The organism is Bacillus sp. FSL K6-3176 (assembly GCF_038003325.1).
GTDB lineage: Bacteria > Bacillota > Bacilli > Bacillales > Bacillaceae > Bacillus > Bacillus altitudinis.
Genome location: NZ_JBBOOX010000001.1, coordinates 391,043 through 413,298, shown reverse-complemented (window position 1 = coordinate 413,298; position 22,256 = coordinate 391,043). Strand labels below are relative to the sequence as shown.

The following is a 22,256-nucleotide window of genomic DNA, read 5'->3' as shown; positions in this document are numbered from 1 at the left end:
GTCCTTACCCCTTTACGATCGTTTCAAGAATCTGCGCAAGTTGATCTGCCTGCGGTCTTTTCATCATGGTCACATGGTCGCCTTTTATTTGATAATACGAGCACGTTTCTCTCGTGTAAGCTTCCCAATCGGCAAATTTCTTCTGGAAATCTGTGGCGTGATCGCTGCTTTGTATAATATAAAACGGCACAGAGAATGGGTCTTTTTCTAATTCAATGGCTTGTGACATGATGGTATTATGAGTCTGCATTTGCAAGTATTTATCTAAATAGTGATCATTCATAAATTGATGAACGACTTCATCCTTTTCTGCTTCTTTGAGGATTTTCTGCTTCACTTCTTGGAAACTGAGCCCTTGTAATGCTTCTGGTTTGATGCCGACGAGGTTCCCCATACCTAGGACGAGGGCGAGCATTTTCACTTCTTCTTCGTTCATATCGGCATGAAGCGCTTGATCTGCCTCATCTCTTAATACCGGAACCGTATCTAAAATGATCAATCCTTTTGGCGCTTTTCCTGCATGACAGAGTCTCTGATTCATTCCGTAAGCAAGATGTCCGCCCATAGAATGCCCTGCCAAATAATCAATGCCTGGTCGATAGAATGTCTCAATGGCTTCAATAAAAATGGTGACAAGCTCTGTATAATGAAGGAATTGTGGTTCTTCATCCTCATATAAGCCTGGAGACTGCAAGGCGTAAACAGCTCCTTCATGTGTCATGAGCTTGGCCACATCGATATACCCCATCACCGTTCCACCAGCAGGCGGTGCAAAGAAAATTCTCGGTTCAGCCGGATCCCCTTTTTTCAACTCGATTACATAGTCTTTCGGCGCTCTTTCGACAGGCTCGCCTATTTCTGGTACTGTGTCCAAATATGCCGCTAACTGTGCTGGCGCTGGGTGCATAAAAATCCATTTCGGATCAACACGGACACCTTTTTCTTTTAATTTGGCAACGGCTTGAATACTCATAATGGAATCTCCACCTAAATCAAAGAATGAATCATGAATTCCTACTCGTTTGACACCAAGCACTTCACTGAAAGCTGTCACAATCAGCTGCTGTGTTTCTGTTGCCGGTTGATCGTCTTCATGTGAGGATGAGACTGCGTCTGTCGGCTCCGGCAAAGCTTTTTGATCGACCTTCCCATTCGTTGTGACGGGAATTGCGTCAAGTACGATAAAGTAACTTGGAATCATATAGCCTGGCAGGCTTTCCTGTAAAAATGCTTTCCATCCGGGAACAGGCTCTCCCCCATCTGTGACAAGGTAGGCTGCCAGCCGTTTTGAGCTGCCGTACGTTTTAGCAATGACGGTACATTCTTTTACTTGTGGATGTTTGAGCAGGGCTGTCTCAATTTCTCCACATTCAATTCGGTAGCCTCTAATTTTGACCAAGTTGTCTTTTCGGCCAAGGTATTCAATACTGCCATCAGACCGCCATTTCCCTAGGTCACCGGAACGATACAGTTTGTCCCCTTTTAATGCCGGGAATGGATTGTCAATAAACCTCTCCTTCGTGCGCTCTGGGTCATGCAAATATCCTTTTGCCAGCCCTGTTCCGCCGATATAGATTTCTCCTTTGACGCCTGTTGGTACTGGATTGAGATGATCATCTAGTATGACAACCGTTGAGTTGGCGACTGGCACACCGATTGGCACTGATCTTGCATCCTCCGGTACGTGTGTGACTTGATAAGTGGTCGCTAATGTTGTGTTTTCTGTTGGACCGTAAGCATTGATCAGCACACCCTTCATATGTGGCAATGCCTTTCGTGCATGCTCACTAGACATGGCTTCTCCGCCAACGAGTAATGTACGGTATCCAGCCACACTTTTTGGATCATGCTCAATCAGCCGGTTGAATAATGCAGTTGGCAAACAGTTGGCTGTGACTTGATGCGTTTTGATTAAACGAGTTAATTCGTCCATATTCAGCGCAGCATATTTCGGGATCAGAACCAGCTGACCGCCACTTAGCAACATTCCCCATAATTCAAAGGTAAAGGCATCAAATGCATAGTTAGACAGCTGAAGCATTTTATCTTCTGAACCAAGCTCAATATAGTTTGTTTCTTTCACTAAGCGGACCACTCCTGCATGAGGAAGCATCACGCCTTTTGGTGTGCCTGTTGAACCTGAAGTGTAGTTCACATAGGCAAGCTGGTCTTCTCCTACAATCGATTTTTCCCTTTGATACACTGCGCCTGTTTCTGGTAACGGCTTGTCCATTTCAATCTTTGTGCCGCTCAGATCGTCTAAACGATTGATCAGATGCGACTGGGTTAAAATGATATCGCTTTGTGTATCGCGAACGATCAGACCGATGCGGGCATCTGGATACTCAGGTGACATCGGTACATAAGCAGCACCCGACTTGACGATCCCTAGAACTGAGACCATCATGTCAAACGAACGATCAAACAGCATCGGGACAAGTGAACCGGGTCCAACGCCCTTTGACTGTAAATAGGCAGCCAGATTTGTCGCCTTCTCGTCTAAATCTTGATACGTCATATGCTCTTCCATATAAGATACAGCAATCCGGTACGGATCACGCTGCACTTGTTCTTCAAATAATTCTTGCAGCGTACGCTTTGGATAAGGCGTGTCAGTTTGATTTTTCCCTATGATCATGGCATTCTGTTCTGTTTTGTCCATGACGCAAAAGTCAGCGAATGTCCGTTCAGGCTGAGCCGTCATGCCATCTAACAAATTGAGATAATAATTCATCATACGGTGGATCGTTTCTTGCTCAAATAAATCCGTATTATATTCCACATGGATAGACAGCTTGTCCTCCTGCTCAAATACATGCAAGGTGAGATCAAATTTAGAGACGGTATGATGGACCATCACTTGTTCCGATGTCAGTCCTTTTAGGTTGATATCCAGCGAATCAGTGACATACCCCATGGCGACTTGGAAGATCGGTGAACGACTTAGGTCTCTATCCATTGAAAGGTCATCCACAAGCTTGTCGAATGGATAATGCTGATGCTCAAAGGCTTTTAACGTCATTTCTTTCACCTTTGCCAGTAAATCGGTAAAGGTATCGGCTTTTGAAACGTCCTGTCTCAGCGCCAATGTATTGACAAACATGCCGACGAGCTTCTCTGATTGTTCGACATCACGCCCAGCGATCGGCGATCCAACAATGACATCTGTTTGTCCAGACAACTTGTGAAGCAGGACATAATAGGCTGACAACATCGTCATAAATAGTGTTGTCCCTTGCTGCCTCGACAAGGCATTTAAACGACGAACAAGCGGTTCATCTATCACGATTTGCTCTGTAGCCCCATTAAATGTTTGAACCGGCGGACGAGGACGGTCAAACGGGAGCTCTAATACCGGCAACTCTCCTTGTAACGTTTCTAGCCAATAGCTCTGAGCCTCATGGTGGTTCTTTAATTGCTCATTCTCCCAATGAACATAATCGGTCCATTCAATCTCAAGTACAGGTAGCTCAGGCGTTTTCTCTGATAATAGCGCACCATACACGACTTCTAATTCTTGAATAAGCAGGCTGAGCGACCATGCATCGGAAATGATATGATGCTGCGCACAAAGCAAGTAATATTCCTCTTTCCCCATATCAACAATTGTCCACTGTGCAAGCGGTCCCCGTTCTAAGTCATAGATGCGGTTCGCCTCTTGCTGAATCAGCTGTTCCAATCTTCTCGCTCTTGTTTTTTCATTAAATAATGAGAAATTCGCAACGGTTACTGATGGCGGAAGATCTTCACGGATGACTTGAACCGGCTTGCCGCCAATGGTTTGAAATGTTGCGCGAAGTGCTTCATGACGTTTTGTTAAGAGACCGATCGCCTTTGTTAACGTTTGGATGTGTACTTGGCCCATCAGTTTCCAAGCACCTAATATATTGTAATGATGGCTCTTTTCTAATGTAGATAAGAACCAAATTCGCTTTTGAGCATGTGACAGCTCATAGCTTGTTCGTTTTTCCAGCTTTGGAATGCTGGCTTCCTGAATGGCTGGTGCTCCATTGATGTCATCGACCATTTGTGCCAAGTGTGCCAGATTCTTGCTTTCAAATAAGATTTTTAGCGGTGCCTTTATTGAAAACTCATGATTAATACGAGAAATCGTTTGAGTGGCCTTTAATGAATGTCCACCAAGGTCAAAGAATTGATCCTCTTTGTACACACGATCGACTTCTAAAATATCCTCCCATATGGCCGCAAGCACCTGCTCTGTCTTCGTTTCTGGCAATTGCTTTTCAAACGGCTGTGCGTGTTTGTGATGGAACTGTTTGAGGGCTTCGTGATCAATAGAGCCATCTTGTTTTTTCGGTATATCTTCCACTTGCCTGATGTCCCAGTTCCCCTCTATGATGTCTGTGATCTTGTCAGCATCCACTTCTTTGCCTGATTGCACCGTATAGTACAGTTTCTTTTCAAAAAATGGTATTGGTGCTGGTTGAAGATGTTCAGCGATTTCTTGATTCGCCCCATCTAGGCCGATAAATAGATGCGCTTCATTCAGCCGAACACCTAGACATAATGAATGGAGTCCTTGTTTTTTTCCAATCAATTGAAAGCCCTTGCGAACGGTTAGCGCGGCCCCAGTATGTCCCTGAGACAAACCAAGATTATCCCACATGCTGAAATTCAAGGAAATCGCTCTTCTTCCCTCATGATAGGTAAGGGCATGTGCGAGTCCATCTAAAAAGCTGTTTGCAGCAGAATATGCACCAAATGTTGTGCCGCCAAAATAGCCATTCACTGATCCAAAAAAGACGAGTGGAACTGACGGGTCATGCTTGAAGGCTTCTTGCAGCACCCAAGCGCCATCTGCCTTCCCTGAAAGTTCTTTGACGAAATCTTCTTCTGTTGTATGAGCCAATGTGTACGTATCCACATGCTGAAAGTGCTCAGATACATTGCCAGCACCGGCTAAATGAAGCGCTCCTCGGATCGACTGTCCGAAATGCTTTTCTGCTTCATAAATCGCCTGCTCGACGTCACATAAATTCGTCACATCGGCTTGTACATAAAGGACGTCTCCCAGACCTTTAAGCTGTGAGAATGACGCCTCTTTTTCTCTGTCTTCTTCAAGGGATGTCCGTCCAATTAACACGAGCTTCAAGCCAAATTGGAGCATTTGCTTAGACAGTTCAAATCCAATACCGCCAAGCCCGCCAGTCAGCAAGTACAAGCCTTCATATTCTAAAAACCCTTCTGTCTGAGGTGCCGTCATCATATTCACTTTTTCCAGCTTTGGTACGAGGCGCTGGCCATGCCGGTAAGACACTTCTGCTTTCAAATGAATCGCACCTAGTTCGTCCGCAATATGCTTGGCATCCTGTTCCACATTCTCCGCTTCAATATCAAGGTGAGACACTTCTGCCCCTTCCCATTCTTGCGGGATGGTTTTTAATAATCCGGCAAGAGACGTTTTCTCCACATGAAGCTCATCTTGCGGTTTTACCAATTGACCACCTTTTGTGACAACAACGAGACGCATCGGCTCTTTATTTTCTTGTCTCAATGCTTGATACAAATACAAAATGGATTGGCTAGTGCTTGCATTCAGTTCTTTGAACTGCGCAGGGCTCGCAATCATCTCCTTGTCTGACACATTCCACAAGTGGAGCATACGGTCAATTTTTAATTCATCGGCTTCAAGCGCCGCCACAAGCCTGACGTAATCCCCTTTGATTCGAGGGTTCATCTGATACATCCCTTTTGACAGGCGTAAAAATTCATAACCCTTTTTCACAGAAACATAAGGCAGGTTCATTTGTTCAAATTGGGCATAAAGCGATGGATAAAGCCCTTTTTCATCCTCAAATACGAGTACATGATCAGTGGATACCGGCTGAGATGGACCGATATTCTCTTTTACCCAAATACGTTTAAAGAACCAATCTGGGAGGGTTTGTTCATTTTCCGAAGCAAGATCAAGTGCACGTTCAATGTCATGAAACACCCCATCTTTCAGTGCCGCACCTAGTTGAGCACGTTGGATTTTTCCGCTTTCTGTTTTCGGAAATTGGTCTTTTTTCACCGGAATGATATGGTCAGGTTCGATTCCCATTTTGCGAATGATGCTCTCTCTAATCTGCTGAATCATTGTGATTTGATCCTCTATCGAATCCTTCTGCGTGACAAAAAAGACGGCGAGTGTGTCATTACTTGATTCGGGATTGTAAATGCCATACGCAGCGGCAAAGGTGACTTCAACCCCCTCAACCTCTTCCACAACGGCTTCAATTTCGTAATTCAAATAGTTCGCTCCGTTGATGACGATGATGTCCTTTTCCCGCCCTGTGAGGACTAGGCGCCCTTCATGAATAAATCCTAAATCTCCTGTATGAAACCAGCCGTTTTCTGCAAATACTTCTTCATTCGCTTCCTCATTTTGATAGTAGCCCATCATAATCGTTGGACTCTTCACCTGCAAGCGGCCGACTTGATCTTCTGGCAGCACTTGGTGATGCTCGTCTACAATCCGAATCCATACAGAAGGGATTGGTGCACCGACTTCTGTAAAAGTCATCTTGTGCGGATGATCGTGCGTCACATATTGAATCTCACTTGTTAATGAGGTCTGATCAATGGTCAATTGTCCACCCTGATCATCATGACGCATGAATTCTTTTGACTGGACAATGGCTGATGATGTTTCTGACATGCCATAAGCCGGCACCATCGCATGGCGGCTTAACCCATGCTCACCCATGATGTGCATGAAACGCTGCGTCACTTTAGGAACAACTGCTTCGGCGGCGTTCATGATATAAGTCAAGGTGGAGAGATCCCAGCTCCCTTTGCGAATGTCGTCTTCATATTCATTCATCATCGCAAAGGCAAAGTTTGGCGCCCACGTCCTTGTGACACCGTATCTTTCTACCCAATCCAGCCACACCATCGGACGTTCGATAAATTGGTCAATGGATGGACTAATTTGCTGGCAGCCGAGGTACACATCATGGACATGAAACATGACAATGCCCCCTACATGATCAAGCGGCATCCAGTTCATTGATACATCCTCATGCGTGAAACCATTTGCCTGCTCAAAGGAAATGATTCTAGATAAAATGCTTTGATGGTTGTGCCGGATACACTTTGGCACACCCGTACTTCCTGAGGACAGCAGCTGAAGCACAGGCTCATCCGGCTCTGGTTCATAATGCTGTTCATCTGGATCACAGGCAAGTAATGTTTCGATTGTTAAAATCGGAATCGCTTTTGATTCAAACGTTTTACGTAGCCCTGCAATGTCCTCAGCACTCGCTTCGTTTGTAATAATGAATGGCTCATTTTGCAGCTGAAACACGCCCTTGAGCTTGTTCACGCCTTGATTCATTTCATCATACACAGGCGGTACAGAGACTGGGGTTGGAATGATTCCACCGAGAATACAGCCCCAGAATACCGTGATAAAATCTTGATGGTCTTTCAATTGAAGCAGCACTTGATCGCCGTTTGAAAGTCCGGCTGCCCTTAATCCAGATAGGACACGTTCCGCTCCTGTGAGCAATTCCGGGTAAGTCTGGATCACCTCATGACCGCCTTCTTTGAGATACGTGACTCCGCGATTTGGTGACATAAAGGCGGCTCGGATCAGTACCTCTGTCAATGTGACTGGTGTACCTGGTTTTCTGATCACATCACCTCCATAAACAAGAGCTGGTGGTTTTTCTTGTACGGAGGATTGTATGGTTTGGCTGACTTCATCTTTTGAAAACGATTCGTTTCCATTTGTACGCTGTCTATCCGGGAAGAGGTCATCTAAATGATAAGGTGTTTGTTTTTCTGTCTGACTCTCTATCAAAACAGCTGCTTCCTCTACTCCATCTATGGCTTTCGTGCGCTCTTCTATCTTTCTTCGTTCCTCTTCATCTAGTACATCAATGGCAAGCAGCGCCTCGGTATCGACCGCTCCACTTTCTTTTCGCGGCAAGGAAGGGACGAGGACGAGTGCGGCTGGCACTTCATCAGGATGAAGCGGGCCTTTCATCAAATCCTCTCTTGTCAGCGAAGGGTCCTTCGCCTGTGCAAAAAGCACAAGCGATAGGCCTCCTTCTTGATTTTTCTTCGGGATGAGCGCACATTCCTTTAGTGGAAAGTGAAGCATGAAGACTTTCTCTAATGCTTTGAGATCGATTCGTTTTCCATTGATCCTGACAATATGATTTGCTGCATTTCCTTTTCGTCTACTAACTAGCATTCTTCTTCTCCTCCTACATCCAATCCAAAATCTGAATCTTGCTTTCTTCCGTCCAAACGCCGACATCCCCTGTCGGATAAAGGTATTCGCCTGTTTGATGTTTGAATGGATGCGGAATTTTATGCGCCTCCATCCAATCGGCTAGCTCTCCAAAAAGTGCTTTGATCTCTTTTGCGCCGATAAAAATATCTCCAGGAAATCCAACCGGCATGAGCTGATGTTCTTCATTCAGGACATATATTTCCGTTTCATAGGCAGGATCATGTACGCCTGCATAGACTTCTTCTTGGTCTGGGTATAGCACGCTGACATGTGCGTTTTTCGCCCAATCACTGATCATCCGCTCTTTTTCCTCATTTGTCACAATGGTGAAGGAAGATAGCGGCGTATCCACTTGTTCTGTCATGGCTTCAAGTGTGTGAATCAGCTGCTGCATCAGCGTTTGTATTTGCTTTTCTGTATATTGATGTAAGTTGTATGTGATCCGAAGCTCCAGTGTATCTCCCGGCACTGCGACAAGGGTTAAGTCATAATTTGTTTCTTCATGACTGGCGATGTCTAAAATGCGTACGCCATACGGCTCAATGGACTCAATCGGATAGTTTTCAAACACGACAATGCTGTGAAACAATGCCTCTCCATTTGGAATTTCCGTCATCTGCTGAATATCAGGTAGTACGGTATACTCGTATTCTCTCATCTGAAAAACGGTTTCCTGTGTATAGGCGAGCAATCGCGCAATCGTCCAGTCCGAATGGATCGAAAGACGAAGCGGCAATGTGTTAATAAAGAGCCCTGTCATGCTTTCCACTTCTGGTAAGTCGGCTGGCCGGCCAGATACGGTCACCCCAAATATGACATCCTCTGCGCCCGAATGAAGGTGCAAGAGCAGTCCCCACGCTGATTGAATCAGTGTGCTCATCGTGATCTTCTGCTTGCCAGTCATCTTCTCCAGCTTCTGCTGCATCTCTGGCGTCAATTTGACGCTGGACTGCGCCATGCTTACTTCTTGGTCTAAAGCATGTTCTTCGCCGTCTCCTGGAAGCGGTGTCGCTTCCTCTACGCCTGACATATAACGCTGCCAGAATTCTTGCGCCTTCTCTTGATCCTGCTTTTGCAGCCATTCGATAAAATCTTTATATGGACGGACTGTAGAAAGACTGATCTCTCGTTCGTCCACAAGAGAGCGATACAGCGCAAAGGATTCCTGAATAAAGCTGAACAAACTCCAGCCATCGATTAAAATGTGATGAAAACTAAAGACAAACGTGCATCTTTCCTCATCACAACGGAATAAAGCAATCCGAATTAGCGGTTCATCTATATGGTCTAAATGGAAATCCTTTGAACGATCAGATATTAAAAAGTGTTCGATTGTCTCTTCTTGCTCCTCGTCACTCAGGTGGCGCACATCGTGCTGAGTGAGATGGATGCTTCCTTCTGATTGAATGAACTGAACAGGCTCCTTCAGCCCTTCCCAAGCGAATTTTGTTCTCAAAATCGAATGTCGTTCTACAAGAAGATTCCAAGCTTGTTCATAGGCATCGCCGTTTGTTAAGCCTTGGAGCGTCATATGCACCTGACCAAAATAAGCTTGTGAATCTTGATCTAGCAGTGCATGAAACAGCATTCCTTGCTGCATTGGAGACAGTGGATACACATCGACTACATTGTCTGGAAGTTCATCTAATTGCTTTTGCGTGAGCTGAACCATCGGAAAATCAGATGGTGTAAAGCCGCCGCTCGTTTCAACACAATGCGTCAAGATGATCTCCATTTTTTCTTTAAAACGCTCAGGTAACAACCGCACCTCTTGATCTTGCAGCAGTTCACGATTGATCATAAAGTTCATCTGCAACTGACCATCTGTCACATATCCATACACATCGATCAAATGCTGTCTTTCTGCTTTCGGATCGTGAACATGTCCATTTCGTTCGTCTGCTATATAAAGCTTGGCTTCGCCATCTGCCTGATCTAACTGACCAAGGTAATTAAAGCTCATCTGCGGCGTTACCGTTTTGAGTAAACGAGATTCTGTCATATATTGAAGCAAACCGTAGCCGATTCCCTTTTGCGGCACAGCTCGTAAGGTTTCTTTGACGTCTTTGATTTGTCTTGCAACATCGGTTTGAATAAAAGGAATAAAAATAGGATAAGAGCTTGTAAACCAGCCGACTGTCCGTGACAAATCCATCTGTTCAAATAAATCCTCGCGTCCATGCCCTTCTAACGTGATGAGCATTGGCTTTCCAATGGCTTGCGTGAGGCCTGATAACAGTAAATCGTTAATCTCTGTTCGGTATGCTTGTGAGGCCTGTCTAAGTAACATATCTGTTTGTTCCTTTGTGAGCTGAACCGACAGGATCTCTGCATGTTCTTCTATATTAGAAAGCGCAGGCAGTTGGAAAGGAGAACCTTCTTCCTCTTGATCCTTGATTTTTTGCCAAAAAGAGGCCTGCGCTTGTAATTGATCTGTTTGTGCATATTCATATAAGGCATCTGCCCACTGCTTATAGGAGGCGGTTTTTTTCGCAAATATGATGTCCTGCCCCGTAGCAAGCTGTTTCAATCCATTTAGTACATCTTCTTGTATCATGCGCCATGATATGCCATCCATGACGAGATGGTGTGCAGCAATAAAGAGCTCAGACGTGTCTTCACCTGTATGGAAAAGAATCGCTTTGATCACTTCTCCGCGCTGTAATGACAATGTTCCTTGACAGGCACTTGTCTCCAAGCGGATTTGTTCCCGTGCTTCCTCTTGAGACACATCCGTCACATCAAAGAATGTGACACAAGGTGTGACACCAGGCTCACGAATGGTTTGAATCCATGTGCCATCTGCCTCTTTTGTATATATAGCTCTCAGCATATCGTGATGATCGACCAGTTTTGAAAGAACCTGTGTTAACTGTTCATGTGGAACAGATCGCTTCATTTCAATATGCGCCGATAGATTCCAATAATCTTGATTGGTCATCGATTGCTCAAAGAACCATGATTGAATCGGGAGAAGACGAACCTCTCCTGTCACAGGTGATTGATCATAGACCGTAGAGACCTCTGCCTTTCTCATCGCTTGTGCGAGTTGTGAGATGGTCTGTTTTTCAAATACATCTCTCGGCTGGATGACGTAGCCTTCCTGTGCTAAGCGTGCCACCATTTGTATGACAATAATGGAATCTCCGCCAAGCTCAAAGTAGTTATCATGGACGCCAATAGAAGGAGCGCCTAGCAGCTGAGACCACACTTTTTCTAACACACGTTCTTCCTCAGTAGCTGCTCTATCAATGGCTGTTTCTACTTCTTCTTGTCTCCACTCTGGCGGCGGAAGACGCTTTTGGTCTACCTTTCCATTTGGCGTGAGCGGTAATTCATCCAGCTCTATTAATAGGCTTGGCACCATATAATCTGGCAGGATGTCTTTTAAGTTTTGGCGAATGTCTTGCGAAGTCATGCCGCCTTTTTGGACAAAATAACCGATCAATCGCTTATGACCACTCTCATGCTGATGCGGGATAACGGCACATTCTGTGATATCATCAAATGTCAGCATAGCGGCTTCAATTTCTCCACATTCCACGCGGTGTCCACGAATTTTCACTTGATGATCGATTCTTCCAAGGCAGTCAATGATGCCATTTGACAGCCAACGGCCCATATCGCCTGTTTTATATAAACGCGCTCCTTCTTGGAAAGGATGCGGGATAAATGATGATGCTGTTTTTTCTTCATCTCCAAGGTAACCAAGTGCCAGCCCTGTGCCGCCAACGTAAATTTCGCCGATGACGCCTTGCGGAACTGGCTGCATTTGGTCATCTAATACATAAGCTTGTGAATAAGCAATAGGCTGTCCAATCGGGACCGTCGCCTGATCTTCTTCTAGTGCTCGAATGTGATGCACGCAGGAGAACGTCGTATTCTCTGTTGGTCCATATCCATTTAAAAGCCCTTCAGGCAAATACGGTAGTGCTTTTCGGATATGAGCGGCTGATAAGGCATCTCCGCCGATCAATAATGCATGAAGTCCAGATAAAGCTTCTGGATGTTCTTCTGTTAAACGGTTGAACAGCGGCACAGTCAGGAACCCTGTTGTAATCTGATAAGTTTTTAGTGCTTCCGCTAATGTATCCATTGATAAAATGGTATTTCGATCCGTCAGTATGAGCCTTCCCCCGTTTAAAAGGGCTCCCCATATTTCATACGTAAAAGCATCAAAAGAGAAGCTGGCGATTTGTAAAATGCGCGTTTGTTCATTAAGGGTGACATAGTCTGTTTCACACACAAGCCGGACGACCGCTTGATGCGGGATCAGTACTCCTTTTGGCTGTCCAGTTGACCCCGATGTGTAATTGATATAAGCAAGTCCATCAGGTCTTAGTGCAGCGGGCATGACTTCTGCTTCTGGTAAAAATTCTTCATACCCTTGATCAAGACAAATGAGTTCCGTTTGATTGATGGATACTTTTTTCAGCCATTCATTTTTTGTCAGTAAAAGCTGAATACCTGTATCTCTCAGCATATAATCAATGCGGGCATCTGGATATTCAGGATCAATTGGCACATAAGCCCCGCCTGCTTTCACAATGGCCAGCACCCCAAGAATCATTTCAGGCGATCTGTCGATGAGCAGTCCAACTGGTTCATGCGGCGTCACGCCTCGCTGCTGCAAATAGGCTGCTAGACGATCGACTTTCTCGTGTAACTCCCGGTACGTCCACTCATCTCCTTGAAACTCAAGCGCCACTGCATGAGGTGTCTTTTTCACTTGCGCTTCAAATCGTTCCGTCATGAGTAGCGGACCTTTTGGTTGATCAGTCTTTCCGCTCCATTCATAGAGCAATTGATGCTTTTCTTTCTCTGGCAGGAAATTCACTTGTCTGATCGGCTGCGCTGGATTTTCACAAATTCCTTCAAGCAGGTGCTCGTAGTATGCGAGGAATCGCTCCATCGTGTCATCAGAAAACAAATCCGCATGATACTCAAGTTTTAACTGAAGACCTTCAGCTCCTTCAAACACAAACAGGGAGAGATCAAATTTCGCTGTATCATTATCTTCAATGGCCAAAACCGACGTCGCCTCTCCCATTGGAGAAGCTTCAAGCGGTAAGTTTTGCAGAACAAACATGACCTGAAACAGCGGCTGCTTACTGGCATCACGCACAATATTCAATTCATCGACCACCATCTCAAACGGCACATCCTGATGTGCAAAAGCACCGACGGTTGTCTCCTTCACTCGCTCTAATAATTCCGTAAAGGCTGGATTCCCGCTATGGTCGATCCGAAGCGCCAATGTATTCACGAAAAATCCGATTAAATGCTCCATTTCCGTTCGATTTCTCCCAGCAATGACCGAGCCAATGACAAACTCGTCCTGTGAAGACAATCGATGTAATAGAGTAGAGAAAGCCGACAGCAAGGTCATATACAGTGTGCTGTCTGTTTTCTTGGATAGCGCCGCAATCTTTTTAGACAGTGACTTCGACAGCTGATATGTTTTCGTCTTCCCTTTGTAGGATTGAACAGCCGGCCGCGGATGATCATACGGCAATACCAAATCTTCAACAGGTGCCGCAAATTGCTCCTTCCAATAGGCAAGCTGCTTACCTAGTGGTTCTCCTGTCAAATACTCCTTCTGCCACAGTGCGTAATCCGCATATTGAATTGGCAGTGCCGGCAAGTGAGGCTCCCGCCCTTCGATCGCCGCTGTATACCACTCGGATAATTCTCTTGCAACAATGCCGATCGACCAGCCATCTGACACGATGTGGTGAATGGACATCAGCAAGATATGCTCTGCGGGTGAAAGTCGAATCAGCTTCACTCGAAAGAGCGCTTCGTGTTCTAATTGAAAAGGTGTGGATGCCTCTTCTTTCGCCCATTCAGCCGCTTTTTGTTCTTTCTCTTCCTGTGACGCTATGCCTGAAAGGTCCATCACCTCAAGCTCTGGAAGGGCAATCTGTTCATGAATGACCTGTACCGGTTCATCCCCGCTCATCGTAAAGGACGTTCTGAGCGATTCATGTCTTTCCACCATATGATGCAGACTTTCCTGAAGCACCTTGATATCTAAAGGCCCATTCATCCGAAACGAAATCGTATTATTGTAAAATGGCAGATCCGGCTCTAATTGATAGAGGAACCACTGTCTTTGCTGGGCATAAGACATCGGAATTTCCTGACCCTTCTCCATTTTTCTCATCGGAATCACTTCATCTGCTTTGGCATTTGAATCGATCCAGTCTGCTAATTCTCCGAGTCTCGTATGTTCAAACAACACAGCAAGCGGCACGTCAAACCCTGTTTTTTGCCTAACCGCAGACAGCATTTGCGTCGCCTTCAGCGAATGACCTCCTAGCAGAAAGAAATGATCGCCGCAGCTGACATCCGAGACATTGAGCAGCTCTGACCAAATGTGTGCGAGCAGTTTCTCCGTTTCTGTGTGAGGTGCTCTGTTGTCTGAATCCATTCCGCTTTCCTCTATTAATTCATGAAAATATGCCTCGTCTGGCGATCCATCTTCTGTTTCTTTCCAATATTCCTCAGGAAACAAATGCACGGCATATTCACCAGATAGACGGGACTGTAAACATGTATGAATCGATTGATACAGCCGCTCTTCAACCGCCTTTGTTTGATCAGTTTTGAAAAAGACGTAAAAGGTCTGCTCTGTTTGCATCTCCGCATCCGCATGGACCATCTCGTGAATCTCTTTCTTCGATCGATCCAATCCCGTATAAATGAGCGGAGCATCTGTCATCAGACATGCGAGCATCGTTTGGAAGCCTGCCTGCTTTGAAATTGGAAGATAACCTCTTTCTTTTAACATGCCTTTTATCATGGAGCCTTCACTCATGCCAATCTCGTCCCACATGCTGAAACTAAAGCAATATGGCTTCACTGTAGATGTCAGCTTCTGATAATGAGCAAACTGTTCCACGAACTCATTGGCAGCGCAATAGGCGCCGACAGTCATACCGCCCTTTAGCGTTCGGGCTGACGAGCTGGAAAGAAATAAAACATTCCTGCGTTTGGAGGCAGCTTCATGAAGCGCAATCGTTCCATATACCTTCGCTTCGTACATGTCATTCAGAGACACAGATGTCATATCAGCAAGCAGTTCTTCTTGAATAATACCTGCGAAATGAATGATGCCATCCAGCCTTCGATTTCCAGCGACCTCATGTCTAGAGATGATCGCTTCTACCTCTTTTTCAGCCGTGATGTCTGCTTTCTCATAAAGAACCTTGCCGCCATGCAATTTTGCCTGCTTTTCTAGCAAAGACAATGTCTCTTGCTGGTCACTAGAAAGTGCCTCTCTCTCTTTTCTTCCAAGCAGCACGAGATGTGCTTGATAAGATGTCAGTAGGTGTTCACTGACTAAACGTCCAATTCCGCCTAGCCCGCCTGTTATGACATAAAGCCCAGATGATTCAAATGGCGGCTCTTTCCTTTTCTGTTCCTTTTCCAAATGAAGAGGTGCTAAAAAGGGAATATAACGAACACCTTGACGATAAGCAGCGACATGACAGTCTTGGTCATGTGTGAGTTCTGCCATCATCGCCATTGCATGGGAATGACTAGATACCGATTCTGCTAGAGAAAAATCAAGACATTGCACCTTGATAAACGGCCATTCATGCTGAACTGCTGTCATCAGTCCGGCTGTCGTTGCTTTTTCTACATCGTGGATGTGATCCTCCGGCACATTCATCGCATGGGCTGAGACAAAAGTGATAGCCACCTGCTCCTCATAGACGGAAATGGCTTTTGTTAAAAATAATGCACTCATGCTGCCCGTTTTCTGCGCTTGTTTTGCCTTGTCCACATAAAGCTTGTCTTCTTGGTTTGTATAGTTCCAAAGGTGAATGATGTGTTTCACCGAAACGCCATACGAACGGAGCGTCTCAAAGAGTTGTTCGTAGTCAGACGGCCGATTCGGGTGGATGATGAAGTGAGTGTGTGTGAGTTGTTTGAACGCTTGACCCGGTTCAACCGTAATGTATGTTTGTTCACTGTTTGCAAAAGATTTCAATTGATCTGCCAGTCCTAATGGATCTGCAAAGATCACAACGTCCCCTATGATCTGCTTGTCAGCTACATCAAGTGGAGCAGGTATCCACTTCTTTTGATAACTCCAATCAGGCAAGGTATGTTCATTTTCAAGTCTCATGTCCATTTCCATGATCATTTCATCAAATTCGCCTTCTTGCCATCTTGTCTTGAGCTGTGCCCTTTCTATTTTTCCAGAGCTTGTTTTGGGAAATGCATGCTTCTGGACAGGAATGATTCGAGATGCAGACAAGCCCATTTTTGTTGCAATATGGGATTTAATGTGCTGACTTGCCCTCATAATATAAGCTGGCTCATACAGCTTCGGTGTAAAAAAGAGAATCAGTTCATCGGATGCAGAAGCCTCCATTCGGACGGAACAAGCAGCCACAAAGCTCGTTTCTACTCCCGGTACTTCCTCTGCTATGGCTTCAATTTCATAGTTGTGATAGTTTTTCCCGTTGATGATAATCATGTCTTTTTCTCTACCGGTTAGTGTCAGCCTTCCTTCGTGCAGGAAACCTAAATCACCCGTGTGAAACCAGCCATCCGCTTGAAATACTTCTTGATTCGCTTCGTCATTCCGGTAATAGCCCTTCATGGTGGTTGGACCTTTTATTTGCACACGGCCAATATGATCTTCTGGAAGAAGCTCATGCTGATGATTGACGATGCGTATCGTGATACCTGGAATCGGTTTGCCCAACTCTGTAAAGCTGACGGTTCCTGTCTCACGTGCTTCTGCTGGTCTTAGCTGCTCTGTCAGCGACGTTTCCTCAAAAGTCAGAACCCCGCTGTTTTCATCTCCACGCTCAATCGCAAAGGAAAACACAACCGCTGATGAGATTTCAGACATGCCAAAAGCCGGTCTGATCACATCTCCCTTTAAGCCGTGCGGAGCAAGCAGGTGTAGAAATCGGTGGATGGTTTTTGGCACGACCGCCTCTGCCCCATTGATCATGCAGGTCATCGCCGACAGATCCCAAGATCCTGATGAAATCTCTTTCTCATAATCATTGATCATCGCAAATGCAAAGTTAGGTGCCCACGTCTTCGTTGCACGGTAGCGGTCCATCCAGTCAAGCCACCGCAGCGGCTGAGCGATAAAGTCATCTGTTCTTGCCCGAATCTGCTCGCAGCCTGTGTACACATTGACAAGGTGGAACATCACGATGCCACCAATATGATCTAAAGGCATCCAGTCTAACGAGACATCCTCTTGTGTAAATTGATTTGCTGCCACTGTTCCTTTGACGTTCGCCAGCACACTTCTATGGGAATGCTCTACACACTTTGGCATCCCTGTACTTCCAGACGTTAAGATAAAGAAGACGGAATCATCCGGCGCGACAGGGTGAGCGGCTGTATCTCTTTCTAATGTCAGCATCGGCTCAACTGCTGCGACACGTATTTGGTCTGTATGCCACAGTAAGGCTAACCCTTGCACCTCCTCGATCAGTGAGTCATCTGTTAGGATGAGCGGATGCTCGAGCAGCTTCCAAGCATGATGAAGCTTCTTCACTGCAGCATTCATCTCCCGATAGGTTGGGGCAGCCGACACAAGCGTTGGAACAAATCCGCCTAATACACATGCCCAAAAGGCAGTGACCATGGCATGATTCGATGAGAATTGAAAGAAAACAGGATCGCCTGCCTTAAGCCCCAGTGCCCTTAAACCAGTCAGAACCCTCTCGGCGTCTCCTTGTAACTGCGCATAAGATTGTGTGAGTTCGTTCTTGCTATTCACGATATACGTAAGCCCATTTGTCGTTTTTGCAGCCTCTGTTAAGACGTCCTGTAAGGTCTGTGCGCCTTGTGTGACGTCGAGATCCCCTCCATAGGAAAGAGCGGGCGGCATATCGGCCAAAGCAGGTACAGCCGTTTGCGTCTGTATCGCTTCCGCTGCGGCCTCCTGCTCAATGTGCTTGTCGAGAAATAAATGAGAGAGGTGATACGGCCGCGGTCGAATGGTTTTTTCACGTGAAAAAACAGCGAAGCGTTCGATTTCGTTGGTTTGTAAAATGGTTGTCTTTACATCTTGTAAAATCGCATCCATTGATTCATGTCTACTCGTTTGGTTAATGGTTGATGGTTTCATATGAGTTCCTTTCCTTTTTTGTTAGGCAGGACTGCAAGGCTGCATCCTGCCTAATCTAAAGTTTACAAGACTCGTTCTCTATTTGTTTGATTGACAATATGTTTGATCAGCTTTGCATTTTGAGCTGCACATTCTTTCTGTTTGAACATATCAGCATGCTGGCCATAGCCTTGGTATTGGGTAAAAGATCCGGCTGTTGCCTGTGTCCACTCTTCCATCCAGTCCGGGATCGCTATTTGTTCTTCAGATTGGATGAACGTAATATCTGCCTGTATTTTGCCTTGATTCACCCCCTTAACAAACGTTTCATAGTAGGCGCGCGTCTTTTGGGCAAGCGCTTCTTGAACGATCTCCCCTTGAGCAAGTTCGCTTTGTTTCGTTTGATGAACAATCGCTTCAATATCATCATCAATGGATCGTCCTTCTAAATCACTTTCTCCAATTTTCTTATAGGAATCGATCATGATGACCTTCTCGACTGTCCGCCCTCCTTGTTCAAGCGCTTGAACAAGCTCAAAGGCGAGGTAACATCCGCCTGAGTACCCCATCAACGTCAGCTGCCCTTTTGGCTGAAGGTGCTGAATATGCTGAACGTACTGCGCCATTCGGTTATTCGTTTCAATAAAATCAAAAGCGACTAGCCGAACATCATCAAGCGTTTTTGCTGCTTCCTGATAGATAAAGCCGTAGCCTGGTAATGGCGGAAGAGCAAAGACTGTTGATGTTTGAGATTCATTGAATACAAGATAGCCAGCGGTTTCCCCGTCCTGATGCTGAATATAATGACTAAGTGCTTCAATCGTCGGGGTCTCAAACAACAAATGGATCGGCACCTGAACCTCAAACTCTTTTGATACTTTGGACAAAAGAGACATCGCTTTTAAAGAATGTCCGCCAAGCTCAAAGAAATGGTCATCTGTGCTAATATCCTCTCGTTCAAGTACTTCCCGCCACATTACCAGCAGCTTTTGTTCCACTTCATTTGCGGGCAGTTTCACACGGCGGTTTCCTTGCGGTGCCTCTGGTTTTGGTAGCTGGCGTTTATCAACCTTCCCGTTTGGCGTAAGTGGGAGGTTCTCCAGTTCAATCAGCTCATGAGGCAGCATATAAGCTGGAAGACGCTCTTTCAGCCTTGATTTGATGTCATCGAGTTTCCCTTTCCATGCATCATCACACGTGATATAGGCAAGCAGCCTTGTATGATTGGTTTCATCATGATCCGCTAGGAGTACAGCTTGTTTTACACCTTGATGCATGAGAAGGTTGGCTTCAATTTCTGTCAGTTCAATTCGGTGTCCTCGAATTTTCACCTGATCATCAACTCTGCCTGCATACTCAATCAGACCGTCTTCTCGAAAGTAAGCTAAATCCCCAGTGCGATACAGGCGCTCACCCGCAGCGAATGGATGGGCGATAAAGACTTGTTTTGTCAGATCAGGACGATTCAAATACCCTTTTGCCAGTCCTTTGCCGCTCAGACAAAGCTCTCCAACCATTCCAATCGGCTGAAGCTGTCTGTGCTCACTCAATATATAAGCGCCCGTCTGGTTGAGCGGCTTCCCAATTGGAATAGAACGTGCCTCTAAAGGGATCGCTTCATCTATAGGATAATATGTGGCAAAAACCGTTGATTCGGTTGGTCCGTATACATTCAACAATCTGCCTTTTCCCATCACATCAAAGGCTTTTCTCACATGCTGAACCGATGCCCTCTCTCCCCCAAACAGCACCTTACGCACACCGCGCATCCAGTCTGTTCCTTCATCGACGAGAAGATGGAATAAAGCGGTTGGAACAAACATGACAGAAATATGCTCTCCTTTTATCAGCTCAGTGAGCTTCCCCATATCTAAAATGGTTTCTTTTTGCGGCAGGACAAGCTTTGCTCCGTTTAAAAGCGCACCATATACATCAAATGTAAAGCCATCAAATACGCTATTTGATAACGACAGCAATGTATCTGTTTCTAAAATGGTTAAATAATTCGTATTTTTGACCACCCGGGCAATATTGGAATGGGTCGTCATGATGCCTTTTGGCTGTCCGGTTGTTCCAGATGTATACATGATGTATGCCGTATCATCTAAACCAGCTTCAAGTGGCAGATTCTCTGAGCTCATCAGTAAAATTTCTTGATCATCTGCAAAAAGATACGTGCCATCAAATGCGAATGACCTCGTCTGACTGATAAAGGATGAATGAGTCAGAAGATGCGTCGCTCCGCTGTCTTTCAGCATATATTGGATACGGCTTTCTGGATAATCTGGATCAATCGGCACATAGGTGGCACCTGCTTTTAAGACAGCGAGTAAGCTGACAATGAGTTCAGGTGTCCGCTCTGCTAAAATGGCGGTCACCGTTTGATGACCCACCCCATTTTTTTGCAAATGCCTTGCCAGTCGATTGGCTTGTTCGTTCAGCTCCGCATATGTCATCGTGTGATCACCTGCTGATAATGCCACTGCATTCGGCTGTTTTCGAACATTATGCTCAAACCACTTTGTCAAATAAAGCTGATCATGCTCCAGCTCAGGTGCATTCCATTCCTCTAACATTCGCTGTTTTTCCTGCTTTGTCACAAGTGTCAGTATATGAACTAACTGATCTGGATGTTTGATGGCCCCTTTGATCAAAAGGGTCAGCTGATCCTTTAATTTATGGACAAATGCAGGATCAAATGCACGCTGATTAAAGGCCAGCTTCAGCTGCAATTGTTCCCCGGGCGACGCCAGTAAATTGAGATCATAGTTCGATTTCTCATAGACATTCATGTCTTCTACTGTAAAGCCAAGCAGTGACTCCTGCTCGTCTTTCTTTGCAGCAGGGACATTCTCAAACACCACAATATGATCAATGAGCTGCTGCTGACCTGCCTTAGCCTGAATATCATAAATCGGGATATATTGGTGCGGTTCAGCCGCTAAAGACTGCTGCTGCGTCTCTGATAATAGAGAACGGAACGTCATTTGGTCTGTCAGCTGAATTCGTCTTGGAATGACATTGATGAACAACCCCACCATCCGGTCCACACCAGCTAAATCTGCCGGACGTCCTGACACAACCGTTCCAAACAACACATCGTTTGAGCGCTGATACCTGCTTAGTAAAATGGACCAAGCCGATTGAAGCGCACTGCTTAACGTGGCATTCTGCTGCAAGGCTAACTCTGATAAAGCAGCAGTTTCTTCTTTACTCATGGCCCATTCGATTTCGCCTAATTCATGCTCATTTGTTTGCTTTCGCTGTTCTTTAAAAGTCGACTGCCCCTCAAAACCAGCCAAAGATTGCGTCCAATATTCAAGTGAGGCTTGTTTATCTTGTTTTTCCAGCCATTGAATATATTCTTTATATGGCTTGACTGGCTCCAGCCTATAAGGGATGTCATGCAAAAGTGCATGATAAATCGCAAACAATTCCTGCACAACTAGGCCAAAACACCAGCCATCTAGAAGGATATGGTGATAGCTCCATATCCAGCGATAGCTTGAAGGACCCGTTTGAAAAACAGAGGCCCGCATGAGCAGATCCTTCGAGAGATCAAATCCTCTCAGCTGATCCTTTTGTTTAAAACGATCAATACGTTCAAGCTGTTCACTTTCAGAAAGATCCTGTATGTCCACAACATCAAGCTGGAAAGGTCGATTTTTTAATACAACTTGGACAGGACGCTTCACTTTTTCGTGGAGGAACACGGTACGAAAAATATCGTACCGTTCCACAATGATATTCATGCTTTTCTCAAGCAAATCATGCCGAAGTGTGCCCTTCACGTTCATATCCATTTGTTCTACATAAAAGCCTTTTTCTTGATGATGGAGGGTATGAAACAGCATTCCTTCTTGCATCGGTGACAGATAGTACATATCTTGAACTTGATCCCTTTTAAATTGACTCATC

At 45.4% G+C, this 22,256-nt stretch carries 3 protein-coding genes; all 3 read right to left on the bottom strand.

Going from position 1 to position 22,256, the window contains the following annotated elements; translation table 11 throughout:
- Positions 1–4: 4 nt before the first annotated feature.
- Positions 5–8,203 (bottom strand): amino acid adenylation domain-containing protein, encoded by an 8,199-nt coding sequence (locus MHB38_RS01995; RefSeq protein ID WP_341002198.1) that lies wholly within the window; start codon positions 8,201–8,203, stop codon positions 5–7.
- A gap of 13 nt (positions 8,204–8,216) precedes the next feature.
- Positions 8,217–18,359, bottom strand: a complete 10,143-nt coding sequence (locus MHB38_RS01990; protein ID WP_341002197.1) for a non-ribosomal peptide synthetase — start codon at positions 18,357–18,359, stop codon at positions 8,217–8,219.
- Between the two features lie 62 nt (positions 18,360–18,421).
- Positions 18,422–22,255, bottom strand: a complete 3,834-nt coding sequence (locus MHB38_RS01985; RefSeq protein WP_341002196.1) for a non-ribosomal peptide synthetase — start codon at positions 22,253–22,255, stop codon at positions 18,422–18,424.
- Position 22,256: the final 1 nt, after the last annotated feature.